The sequence below is a fragment of the Halomonas sp. MS1 genome (assembly GCF_024182575.1).
GTDB lineage: Bacteria > Pseudomonadota > Gammaproteobacteria > Pseudomonadales > Halomonadaceae > Vreelandella.
On the sequence record NZ_CP098926.1, the window covers coordinates 585,825 to 598,765 of the forward strand.

General features: G+C 51.3%; 6 protein-coding genes. All 6 read right to left on the reverse strand.

What is annotated here, in order from left to right:
• Positions 1 to 66 precede the first annotated feature (66 nt).
• On the reverse strand, positions 67 to 987 hold the full coding sequence (locus NF683_RS02840) for an SH3 domain-containing protein (protein ID WP_253921210.1): 921 nt from the start codon (positions 985 to 987) through the stop codon (positions 67 to 69).
• An 84-nt stretch (positions 988 to 1,071) separates the two neighbouring features.
• Entirely contained in the window at positions 1,072 to 1,401 is a 330-nt protein-coding gene (locus tag NF683_RS02845; protein ID WP_213017642.1) for a DUF6447 family protein, read from the reverse strand.
• 68 nt (positions 1,402 to 1,469) lie between these two features.
• Entirely contained in the window at positions 1,470 to 1,895 is a 426-nt protein-coding gene (locus tag NF683_RS02850; protein ID WP_089039761.1) for a hypothetical protein, read from the reverse strand.
• Positions 1,896 to 1,989: 94 nt separating this feature from the next.
• Positions 1,990 to 2,823, reverse strand: a complete 834-nt coding sequence (locus NF683_RS02855) for an OmpA family protein (RefSeq protein WP_253921211.1) — start codon at positions 2,821 to 2,823, stop codon at positions 1,990 to 1,992.
• 11 nt (positions 2,824 to 2,834) lie between these two features.
• Positions 2,835 to 11,261, reverse strand: coding sequence for a YadA-like family protein (locus tag NF683_RS02860; protein WP_253921212.1), 8,427 nt, complete (start codon positions 11,259 to 11,261; stop codon positions 2,835 to 2,837).
• An 829-nt stretch (positions 11,262 to 12,090) separates the two neighbouring features.
• Positions 12,091 to 12,936 (reverse strand): OmpA family protein, encoded by an 846-nt coding sequence (locus tag NF683_RS02865; RefSeq protein WP_253921213.1) that lies wholly within the window; start codon positions 12,934 to 12,936, stop codon positions 12,091 to 12,093.
• Between the last annotated feature and the right edge of the window lie 5 nt (positions 12,937 to 12,941).

Here is a 12,941-nt window from a genome sequence, read left to right on the forward strand (position 1 = left end):
CAATGCGCATAGGTATGCTCAGTAATGTACTCGTTGCTCAAACAACACTCGTTCATATCAAAAAAATCATTCAATAAGCGTATTGGATACCCACCCCAGCATTGGCCCCTGCTCGCCCTCAAAATAAATGTGGCTCCAGCCATCCACACTGCCCAGTACATAGACGCTAGTCCCTTGGTCCAACTGGGTAATACGCTGATGATTTGTACCATTACCCGCACGAATATTAATACGGCTGGCAGCTACCGTTTTTTGCTCAAGGTGTTCGCGACTTTCCCTAATATTACCCAGCGCTAACTCGTTACCGCCTCGCGCCGCATTCGCAAACCAGAACACCGCCCACGCATAATTGCGATCGACACCACGGCCTCGGGCATACAAAGCCCCTAGATTATTCTGGGCAAAGGAATCATTCTGCTTAGCAGCCCGTTCGTACCATTCAAATGCTCGGCTAAAGCTTTGCCCTACACCGCGCCCATTCTCATAAAGGCTACCAAGGTTATTCTGAGCAGGCACATGGCCTTGTTCGGCTGCAAGTTCAAACCAACGCGCTGCCAGCGCAGGGTCTTCCTCTACCCCCACCCCCTCAAGATATAGTAGCCCTAGCTGAAATTGCGCTGCGGCATCGCTCGCCTCTGCGGCTTTTTCGAGCCACTCAACAGCATCTGCAGGCCCCTTACCGTCAATTTCTTCGCGAAGAAACAACTCAGCAAGACGCATTTGAGCATCAGATTCTCCGTTATCTGCTGCTAAACGATACCACTTATAGGCTTCGTTCTTATCTTCGCCAATCCCTTCTCCACGCTCAAACATCATGCCTAACGCAAACTGAGACTGCCCATCACCTCGCTCAGCAGCCGTACGCCACTCATGAATAGCGGAGGCGTAATGACCACGTTGGTATTCGTTAAGCCCTGCCTCATAATCCGCACTGGCTAGCGTGCTAATCCCGACAAAAACAAGGCTCAACCAGGGTAGTATCCTCATACTTAGGCCTTCCTTCACAAAAGCCCGATAGACTCTCGCCTACCGGGCATTCAACAAAATTGAGCAATCTCACAGCTTACAAGATTACTTCACTGGCGTTACCGACTGCGTCACTTCTGCCAAAATACGGGCATAAGTATTACGAGCCGTTTGCGTAATAGCCAGTTGATCTTGTAAACGCTGTAGTTCTTGATCAGTTACTCGCAAGTTCTGAAGCTGTTCGCGCCCCTGTTGTCCCAGGCTTTCAAGCGTGTACTTTTTACCGTCTATCGTGACCGTTGGCTGTGCTGCTTGCTCACCGACGGCAACCGCAGATTCACTTTCGTTAGCAGTTACGTTTTTGTCGTTTTGAGTGGCTTCACTTTTACTAACTGCACTGCTTTTTGCTGAACCTGTCGCACGCTGTTTGCTCATATAAAACGACCTCTTTAATTAATTTATTAGATTAAAGCAATAATATTATTTCAATTTACGATGAGATATCAGTCTTCAACTGACTCTTCTGCAACTGACTCTTCTTCAACTGCTTCAATAGCGTTAACATCTTCAGCTGGCATACCGACACGCTCATGGGTCAGTACACAAAGTACACCCGTGTTTGTATGTTGAATTTCAAAGTTGGTATCACAGAAAAGAGCCATGGTGTTAAGCACACGGTTTTCAAGTAACAGTGGGTTTTGCAAGTCATTTTCACTAACGACCAAACGTGCTAAAAATAGGCCACCTTCCGGACACTCTAGCGCTTGTTCGTCACTTACTGCTACACATATCGAGCTTTGATCCACTGACTCCTTAGCTGGTTGCTGTTGCTCTTGCTGCTCCGCCATGACTCCCATACTGAATACAGATAGACCAACTGCCGCCACAACTGCTGCTACGAACGTCGTGAGATAGCCAACATACTTCATTATTAAGTTCCTAGTTTCTAGTTTTTAAAAGGCAGGGGGTAACATCCCCCACCATTAGTAATTAATTTTTAGTACTAATTAACTAAATTAGCAACTAACGAGACGTCTCAGTAACCGTGATTTCAACTCGTCTATTCGGTCGCAAACACTCAGTCACACTTGGCGTTGCAATCCTCCCTGGGCACTCAACAACAGGATCTGCCATACCATGGCCAGCCGTCATAATATTTGAGCGGTGCACACCTCGGGTTGCCATACGGGCTCCCACGGTCTCAGCACGAGAGTTAGATAATGCTAAGTTATAAGCTTCATTACCAAAGCGGTCTGTATAACCCGCAATCGATATACTCGGATTTACAAAGTCATTTGTAATTGCCTGAGTTACCTGATCGACGGTTCGCTGCCCTTCTAACGTTAGCGTGTCGCTATCAAAATCAAATAACACGTCACCTGATAAGGTTAATTTCTCTTCGCGCGGTTCAGCGGCGATCTCTTCTACTTCGATGGGTATCAGTAACGCCGGACACTGGGCATTTCGCCAACGGGTGCTTTCTAATGTCATGTCATCGCCATAGTGCACTTGGTATTGGCAGGTGATGTACTCATTGCCATTGCCCGTGTACAGGTTGAACACGTAGTTCCACTCTCGAACGCCAAAGAACCCTTCAGCGTAATGGGGATTGCCGATTAGCTGCCGTACTTGGTCTTTGCTTTGCCCTTCTGCAATGCGCAGCACGCTATCCGGATCGACAAACTGGCCCCCGTCATACCAGTTGTCCGCTAGCGCTGGAAAGCCATCATCCACTTCACCTAGCTCTGCACGGTCGCTGTTAGGCGAGCTAGCACAGCCCGCTAAAACGAGAACGGCGGCGATACTGGCGGCCCCAAGGGCCGCCTTGTTCATCATTGTGTTACGAAGGTTGTTCACGTCGTTCTCCTTTACCAGTGCCAGCCAGCGCCAATACCTGCGCCGAAGTTGCTTTGCGAGTCACCCGTCACCTTGCCTTGAATCACCCAGCGACCATTGTCAGAAAGGCGCGAGATACCGACCGATACCGCCGACTCACCGCCATAAGTACCTGCCCCGACACCAATCATGCTCTTACCGGGCATCCAGGCTTGCGGCACCGTGGAAGCGGCAATCGCACTGGCAGAGCCCGCATTCGCGTTGCGTTCGACGCTGTCGATACGACCATGCACGTTGACGATCTCGTTCTGGAAGCGACGGCCAAGCTCGTTCATCTGCCCTACATTGACCGCATCGCTCTCATTAACACCCGGTGCGACGTTGGTGATAGTGGTGCCACCCGCATCAATGCCGTTAACCGTCATGCTCGGGCCATCTTTAATGCTCACACCGTCGTTATTAACCGTGGTGTTGCCGGTGGTGACACTATCTACATCCAAATCACGGTTCATCGTTATCTGTACACCGTCATCGGTTGTCTTGGTCGTGATATTGTCATCACCGGTGATCGCCACCGTATCACCCAGCTGGCGGTTAACCGTATCACCTTCATCAGCGCCAAAGTTCAACCCTAGCCCCAGCGTTTCGTTGATATCCGTGATGCTGTTTTCATTCGTGGTAATACGCTGGCTGTTGTCGGCGATATTCCCTTCGTTGTTGGTAATACGCTGGCTGTTGTCAACAATATTGGTGGTATTGTTAGCCACATTCTGGTTGGTATCGTGCAACTGGCTGCCGTTAATCGCATCGGAGCTATCATTGCTGATATCGCCATCCGCAACGTTCGTCAGCTTGGTGCCATCTTCACCTGCCAGCGTAACGCTGTCGTAGTTGATATCACCGTTGTCATCGCGGTCATACATGACAGCGCCGTCTGCGCCACCGCCACCCGTGTCACCTTCAACAATCGTCAGACGATCATCCAGGCTGCCCATAAAGTCCATCGCGGCATAGAGCTGGCTACCATTAATGGCATCGGTGCTATCCGCGGTGATACGCCCTGCCGCCACGTTGGTGATGGTGCGCTCGCTGCCCACACTGCCAACGCTGACGGTGGCGACGGGAGAAGCACCTGCAAACTGGTACGTTTGGCCTGCAATGTCTACCGATGCGGTACCAACCGCTTCTGCAGTGCGAGCGCCTTCCCCTAGCGCTACGCTACCTTGATGCGAGGCAATAGCGTCGTAGCCCATCGCCAGTGCGCGATCTGCAGAGGCCACAGCCTCGTAGCCCACGGCGGTGGAACCTTCTCCTTGGGCAAAGGCATCGCTTACTTCAAGTCCAGTGTCGTTGGTGCGCACGTAGCGAATACCTAAGCCATTTTCAGTAATATATTCATTACTAATATCGCCAGTCACGTTCGTCACGATGCTTTCTAGCTGATAAAGCTGAGAACCATTAACTGCATCTTTACTATCCGCAGATACATCGCCTTCTGCCAAGTTAGTGATCTTAGTATCACTCATATCGATACCCTCGACACTAATGACAGGACCACTTTCACTGACGGTGATGCTATTACCTACTTGCAGATCATCGTTTAGCGCCAATTCCAACGTCTCATCATCGCTCAGCTTGGTGATGATGTTGCTGTGCCCCTCGTCACCGGCTTCGCCTACGATATCGAGACGGTCGCCCAATCGGCGTTCAGTGTCATCACCTTCATCAGCACCAAACGTCAGCGGCGTATCCCCCAACTTAGTCACGCTGTTATCAACGTAGCTCTTGTTGGTGATGTGGTTGTTTTCAGTGATGTCTCCGTCGTAGGTGACGTTACCCTCGTTGTTAACTAAGAAGTTATCGCCCAGTTGAGTGATACCTTCCACCGTCAGGCTCTCATTCACCGTCATGTTATTGGTGGTAACACTGTCACCATCAATAAAGGTCTCGCCCACGGTGATGCTGTTGTCGACGTTCAAGTCAGCATTCAGAGCCAATTCCAGTGTTTCTTCATCAGTCACTTTGGTAATGATGTTGCTGTGACCTTCATCATCGGCTTCGCCCACAATATCAATACGGTCGCCCAAGCGGCGTTCAGTGTCTTCACCTTCATCAGCACCAAACGTTAACGGTGTATCCGCCACTTCGCTGACCGTGTTATCCACATACTGCTTGTTGGTGATGTGGTTGTTCTCGGTGACGTCGCCGTCGTAGGTGATGTTACCTTCGTTGTTAACGAAGAAGTTATCGCCCAGTTGGGTGGTGCCTTCTACCGTCAAGTTTTCGTTGATAGTGGTGCTGCCGTCGACGTATAGGTTCTCGTTCAGATAGGTGTCACCCTCAACCGTCAGGCTCTCGTTCACCGTCATGTTATTGGTGGTAACGCTGTCACCATCAATAAAAGTCTCGCCCACGGTGATGCTGTTGTCGACGTTCAAGTCGGCATTCAGCGCCAACTCCAGTGTTTCTTCATTAGTCACCTTGGTGATGATGTTGCTGTGACCTTCATCATCGGCTTCGCCCACGATGTCGAGACGATCGCCCAAACGGCGCTCAGTGTCTTCACCTTCGTTGGCACCAAACGTCAGTGGCGTATCGCCCAACTCGGTCACTGAGTTATCCACGTACTGCTTGTTGGTGATGTGGTTGCCTTCGGTGATATCGCCATCGTAGGTGACATTGCCTTCGTTGGTTACGACGAAGTTGTCGCCTAGTTGGGTCTCACCTGCCACCGTGAGGTTTTCGGTGATATCGACGTTGTTGGTGGTAATGCCACCTTCATTGATAGTGGTGTTGTTGGCCACCGTCAGTTCTTCGGTGACGTTCACCGTGGTCGAGTCGACGCTTTCCAGGTTGGTCAGGTTTTTCGACAGCTGGACTTCAAGATCGCCGTCGGCGTTCTGAACCGTGCGCAGGTTCTCGGCCGAGGCAGCATCTGCCTTCAGATCGGTCATGCCGCCAACGATGTTGAGCTGCTCACCCAGGTCTTTGTGGATCACAACACCGTCGTTACCCGCGAAGTTGAGGCCTTCGGCAACGAGGTCGTCGCCCAAACCATCGACGTAGGTCTTGTTGGTGATGTGTTCGCCTTCGGTGATGTCACCGGTGTAGGTGACGTTACCGTCGTTGTTGACGACGAAGTTGTCGCCTAGTTGGGTCTCACCTGCCACCGTGAGGTTTTCGGTGATATCGACGTTGTTGGTGGTAATGCCACCTTCATTGATGATGGTGTTGTTGGCCACCGTCAGTTCTTCGGTGACGTTCACCGTGGTCGAGTCGACGCTTTCCAAGTTGGTCAGGTTTTTCGACAGCTGGACTTCAAGATCGCCGTCGGCGTTCTGAACCGTGCGCAGATTCTCGGCCGAGGCAGCATCTGCCGTCAGATCGGTCATGCCGCCAACGATGTTGAGCTGCTCACCCAGGTCTTTGTGGATCACAACACCGTCGTTACCCGCGAAGTTGAGGCCTTCGGCAACGAGGTCGTCGCCCAAACCATCGACGTAGGTCTTGTTGGTGATGTGTTCGCCTTCGGTGATGTCACCGGTGTAGGTGACATCACCTTCGTTGGTTACGAAGAAGTTGTCGCCTAGTTGGGTCTCACCTGCCACAGTGAGGTTTTCGGTGATATCGACGTTGTTGGTGGTAATGCCACCTTCATTGATGGTGGTGTTGTTGGCCACCGTCAGTTCTTCGGTGACGTTGACCGTGGTCGAGTCGACGCTTTCCAAGTTGGTCAGGTTTTTCGACAGCTGGACTTCAAGATCGCCGTCGGCGTTCTGAACCGTGCGCAGGTTCTCGGCCGAGGCAGCATCTGCCTTCAGATCGGTCATGCCGCCAACGATGTTGAGCTGCTCACCCAGGTCTTTGTGGATCACAGCACCGTCGTTACCCGCGAAGTTGAGGCCTTCGGCAACGAGGTCGTCGCCCAAACCATCGACGTAGGTCTTGTTGGTGATGTGTTCGCCTTCGGTGATGTCACCGGTGTAGGTGACATCACCTTCGTTGGTTACGAAGAAGTTGTCGCCTAGTTGGGTCTCACCTGCCACAGTGAGGTTTTCGGTGATATCGACGTTGTTGGTGGTAATGCCACCTTCATTGATGGTGGTGTTGTTGGCCACCGTCAGTTCTTCGGTGACGTTGACCGTGGTCGAGTCGACGCTTTCCAGGTTGGTCAGGTTTTTCGACAGCTGGACTTCAAGATCGCCGTCTGCGTTCTGAACCGTACGTAGGTTCTCGGCCGAGGCAGCATCTGCCGTCAGATCGGTCATGCCGCCAACGATGTTGAGCTGCTCACCCAGGTCTTTGTGGATCACAACACCGTCGTTACCCGCGAAGTTGAGGCCTTCGGCAACGAGGTCGTCGCCCAAACCATCGACATAGGTCTTGTTGGTGATGTGGTTGCCTTCGGTGATATCGCCATCGTAGGTGACATTGCCTTCGTTGGTTACGAAGAAGTTGTCGCCTAGTTGGGTCTCACCTGCCACCGTGAGGTTTTCGGTGATATCGACGTTGTTGGTGGTAATGCCACCTTCATTGATAGTGGTGTTGTTGGCCACCGTCAGTTCTTCGGTGACGTTGACCGTGGTCGAGTCGACGCTTTCCAGGTTGGTCAGGTTTTTCGACAGCTGGACTTCAAGATCGCCGTCTGCGTTCTGAACCGTACGTAGGTTCTCGGCCGAGGCAGCATCTGCCGTCAGATCGGTCATGCCGCCAACGATGTTGAGCTGCTCACCCAGGTCTTTGTGGATCACAACACCGTCGTTACCCGCGAAGTTGAGGCCTTCGGCAACGAGGTCGTCGCCCAAACCATCGACATAGGTCTTGTTGGTGATGTGGTTGCCTTCGGTGATATCGCCATCGTAGGTGACATTGCCTTCGTTAGTTACGAAGAAGTTGTCGCCTAGTTGGGTCTCACCTGCCACCGTGAGGTTTTCGGTGATATCGACGTTGTTGGTGGTAATGCCACCTTCATTGATAGTGGTGTTGTTGGCCACCGTCAGTTCTTCGGTGACGTTGACCGTGGTCGAGTCGACGCTTTCCAGGTTGGTCAGGTTTTTCGACAGCTGGACTTCAAGATCGCCTTCTGCGTTCTGAACCGTACGTAGGTTCTCGGCCGAGGCAGCATCTGCCGTCAGATCGGTCATGCCGCCAACGATGTTGAGCTGCTCACCCAGGTCTTTGTGGATCACAACACCGTCGTTACCCGCGAAGTTGAGGCCTTCGGCAACGAGGTCGTCGCCCAAACCATCGACATAGGTCTTGTTGGTGATGTGGTTGCCTTCGGTGATATCGCCATCGTAGGTGACATTGCCTTCGTTAGTTACGAAGAAGTTGTCGCCTAGTTGGGTCTCACCTGCCACCGTGAGGTTTTCGGTGATATCGACGTTGTTGGTGGTAATGCCACCTTCATTGATAGTGGTGTTGTTGGCCACCGTCAGTTCTTCGGTGACGTTGACCGTGGTCGAGTCGACGCTTTCCAGGTTGGTCAGGTTTTTCGACAGCTGGACTTCAAGATCGCCTTCTGCGTTCTGAACCGTACGTAGGTTCTCGGCCGAGGCAGCATCTGCCGTCAGATCGGTCATGCCGCCAACGATGTTGAGCTGCTCACCCAGGTCTTTGTGGATCACAACACCGTCGTTACCCGCGAAGTTGAGGCCTTCGGCAACGAGGTCGTCGCCCAAACCATCGACATAGGTCTTGTTGGTGATGTGGTCGCCTTCGGTGATGTCACCCTCATAGGTGACATTACCTTCATTGTTAACGAAGAAGTTGTCGCCCAGTTGGGTGGTGCCTTCCACCGTCAGGTTTTCATTAATGGTAGTGCTGCCACCAATGATAGTGTCACCTGCGATATTCGTATCGCCCGCGACGTTCAGGTTCTCAGTCACCTCCACATTCGTGAACTCGACATCATCCGCAGTTGCAACTTCAATGCTGTTACTTGTACGGGTAATCGCAATGTTCTTGCCTTCGCTAAAATCAGCGGTTTCACCGGGGGCGATATTTTCGCCAGTGGCTTCACCATTGGCCGTCAGATCCCAGCCTTTGTTGGCCACATCACTAACGTCGGTTAGCTGATCAACATTCACCGCATCCGTGCCGTTAACACCTGGCGCAACATTGGTGATGGTGGTGTTGCCCGCATCAATGCCCGTATTGGTGATGCTGGGACCACCCGCGATGGTCAGGCCGTTGTTATTAACGGTGGTATCCCCCATCACAACACTGCCGTTCGTCCCCAGATCAATATTTTCAGCTAGCTTGACTTGGAGCGTATCGGTACCGTCGGCCACTACGCCAATGTTGCCATCAGTCAAGGTACCGGTGCTGCCACCTTTAACGTTGGTCTGCTCACCCAGCTTGCGCTCGAACGGTGTGCCGCTATCGCCCGCAAACGTCAACGGCGTATCCCCCAGCTCGGTCACTGAGTTATCCACATACTGCTTGTTGGTAATGTGATTATTTTCTGTAATATCACCGTCATAGGTGACATTACCTTCATTGTTAACGAAGAAGTTGTCGCCCAGTTGGGTGGTGCCTTCCACCGTCAGGTTTTCATTAATGATAGTGCTGCCACCAATGATAGTGTCACCTGCGATATTCGTATCGCCCGCGACGTTCAGGTTCTCAGTTACCTCGACGTTCGTGAACTCGACATCATCCGCAGTAGCCACTTCAATACTGTTACCCGTTCGAGTAATCGCAATGTTCTTACCTTGCGTGAAGTCAGCGGTTTCACCGGGGGCGATATTTTCGCCAGTGGCTTCACCATTGGCCGTCAGATCCCAGCCTTTGTTGGCCACATCACTAACGTCGGTTAGCTGATCAACATTCACCGCGTCAGTGCCATCCGTTCCTGGCGCAACGTTGGTGATCTTATTGCCCGCCATATCCAGGCCGCCGTTCAAGGTGGTCTGGCCAGTCACGTTCAGTGTGCCGCCGATGGTGGCGTTGTTGGTTACGCCTAGTGAGTTGGTGGTGACGCTGTTGACTTCCAGGTCATCGCTCATCGCAATAACAAGCGTCTCGTCGTCAGTCACTTCGGTGCTGAGGTTGGCATTGCTGGTCACGACATTCAGTTCGTCACCTAGCTTACGATCCGTTGTGCCAGTATCACCAGCGAAAGTAATCGGGGTGTTAGCCAGGTCACCAATGCCACCGTCCACATACTCTTTGTTAACGATGTGAGTGTTTTCAGTGATCGCGCCGTCGTAAAAGGCTTCGTTATTGACGACCTTGAAGTTATCACCCAGATAGGTGTCGCCCTTCACTGTGGTGTCGCCGTTAATCGTCGTGTTGCCGCCGATATTAGTATCACCCGCGACATCCAGCTGGTTGGTGACATTGATATTCGAGAAGTCGACATCATCTGCCGTGGCTACTTCAATGCTGTTACTTGTACGGGTAATCGCGATGTTCTTGCCTTCACTGAAGTCGGCGGTTTCACCAGGCGCAATGTTCTCACCCGAGGCTTCACCATTGGCGGTCAGATCCCAACCAGTGCCGGCAGTCACGGAAATATCTTCAATCGCCTGATTAGTGGCGTACAGCTGGCTGCCGTTGATGGCATCGGTGCTATTGGCCGAGATGCGACCAGCTGCCAAGTTGGTGAGGGTACGCTCACTACTCACATCGCCTACGCTCACCGTGCCCGTCGGTGCGGTGCCAGCGAATGTGTAGGTCGTACCACGTATAGTGGTATTAGCAGTACCCACCGCCGCTGCAGTTACGGCATTACTGCCCAGAGCTACGCTATCAGCGTTGCCCGCCGTGGCGCCGAAGCCCAGCGCTATAGCACCTGCCGCTCCCACACTCGAATCTGTTCCAATAGCCACCCCCAAGTCGGCCGAGGAGAACGCTCGAGCCCCTAGAGCCACCGCTTCTTCACCGCCTATTACTTTCGCTTGAACTCCTATTGCTACACTCGTATCACTATCATCATCCACAAGGGATTTTGCGCCAATCGCTATACTAGAGCGATCAATATTATTGGTCCCTTGATCCGCGGTGGCCTGCACCCCCAAAGCAATACTTTGCCCCCAAGCCTCGGCTGAATCCCCAATCGCTATGCTGTGTGTATCACCTGTCCCTGCGTTAGTTCGGGCATTTCTACCTATTGCAATCGAGCTGGCACCATCAGCGATCGCTTTGGTACCTATAGCAACAACGTCCCCACTACTAGAAGCCACAGCTTCGCAGCCAATTGCGATAGCGCTAAAGTCACCAGCATTCGCTTGAGTGCCACCAGTGCACTGTGATATTGCTGTTCCAGTCCCAGTTCCCCCAGCTATGCCCACCGCCGCAGATGCGGATGGAGACAGCGAAACAAGCCCACTAACGACTAACCCAGCCACTAATCCTTGGCAACTTCCGGCTTTGCTTTTAGCTCGAGAAGCTTCTGAGGCGACTACTAACCGACCAAGGGTCCGGTTCCAAATTAGTCGAAACACGTTATTCATTATCTAGAACTCCACTAATTATTTGGTGAGGAGGTGTAACTGCCTCTCTCAGCTCCCTTTGCCTTGGTCATTTCGGCTCAATGTTGATGCTCAGAAGCAACTCCTAACCCAGCGCAACACTTTTCCGACCCAGCAACCGCTAAATGCCACTAAACAACCGGAACATTCACAACGCAGCTACAAACAAACGACCAATTCATGTAACCGCCAGCCACTGCGCTAAAGCGCAGAAGGTAGCGATTTTGCTCAAGGTACTTTCTTAGTGGATACATTCTCTTACTTAGGCAAGTACTACCTCAATACAAGTTCAATATTGTTAACACTCAGAAAAACATATAAATTAGTTTAGGTGAGGCGTTGATTCACAAATTTTAATAGTTTTCTTTTTTTAGCAATTAACATCACTATGAAGATCACTCATCAACGCTATTCAACCCCATTCACCACCAGCCAAAAAATATTCCCAAGCCATTGAAAAAAATAAAAAAAACATACAATCACTTAACCATCCACATTGTTAAACACAAAAAAAAAAACAACAATCCATTCGAATTAATCATGATAGAAAAATAGCTATAATCAGTTTAACATTAATAAATCGTTAACTAATCTTACCTAGACAGCACTGCCAATCTTACAATTGTTCACACTCCCTCCTGTCGAAAGACACTTAATTCAATTGAGTTCAGGCGAGGCACACAGACCTATAGCGCTAAGAAGCAACTTTATACATTCCCTTTTCTCCAATAAAAAAACCACAATGCTCATGCTTTAATAAGCCTGAGTATCGTGGTTTTTGGGGCGAGCTATTATTGACTGACTAGCGTGCCTATTGAAGCGTTATTTCCACTCTGCGATTAGGTTTCAAGCACGCCTTCACGCTTGGCGTGGCTACTTGGCCTGGGCAGTTAACGATAGGATCAACCTCTCCTCTTCCTAGCAGTGTTAAGTTACGCCTCTCTATTCCTTGCGATACTAGATAACTGCCAACCGCCTCCGCACGTGCCTGAGATAAGTTAAGATTATACTGCTCCTTACCAAATCGATCCGTGTAGCCAACAACGAGTATATTGGGTGATGAGTAGGCATCGCCCACCATCTCTGACACCCGCTCTAAAGCACGCTGTCCCTCCAACGTTAGCGTATCGCTATCAAACTCAAATAGTACATCGCCTGATAAGGTTAATTTCTCTTCGCGCGGTTCAGCTGCGATCTCTTCTACTTCGATGGGCATCAGTAACCCCGGACACTGCGCATTTCGCCAACGCGTACTCTCTAACGCCATATCATCGCCATAGTGCACTTGGTATTGGCAGGTGATGTACTCATTGCCGTTACCCGTGTACAGGTTGAACACGTAGTTCCACTCTCGAACGCCAAAGAACCCTTCTGCGTAATGGGGGTTACCAATGAGCTGTCGTACTTGCTCTTTGTTTTGCCCTTCTGCAATGCGCAGCACGCTATCCGGATCGACAAACTGCCCGCCGTCATACCAGTTGTCCGCTAGCGCCGGAAAGCCATCATTCGCGTCACCTAGCTCTGCACTGTCGTTGTTAGGCGAGCTAGCGCAGCCCGCCAACATGAGAACGGCGGCGATACTGGCGGCCCCAAGGGCCGCCTTGTTCATCACATAGTCGCTAAAATAGTGACTAAGAGAGTTACTAGAGTTATTCACGTCGT

What these genes read in the sequence shown, in the direction of transcription:
- NF683_RS02840 (WP_253921210.1), bottom strand. Translation starts at nt 987, where the DNA reads ATGAGGATACTACCCTGGTTGAGCCTTGTTTTTGTCGGGATTAGCACG.
- NF683_RS02845 (WP_213017642.1), bottom strand. Translation starts at nt 1,401, where the DNA reads ATGAGCAAACAGCGTGCGACAGGTTCAGCAAAAAGCAGTGCAGTTAGT.
- NF683_RS02850 (WP_089039761.1), bottom strand. Translation starts at nt 1,895, where the DNA reads ATGAAGTATGTTGGCTATCTCACGACGTTCGTAGCAGCAGTTGTGGCG.
- NF683_RS02860 (WP_253921212.1), bottom strand. Translation starts at nt 11,261, where the DNA reads ATGAATAACGTGTTTCGACTAATTTGGAACCGGACCCTTGGTCGGTTA.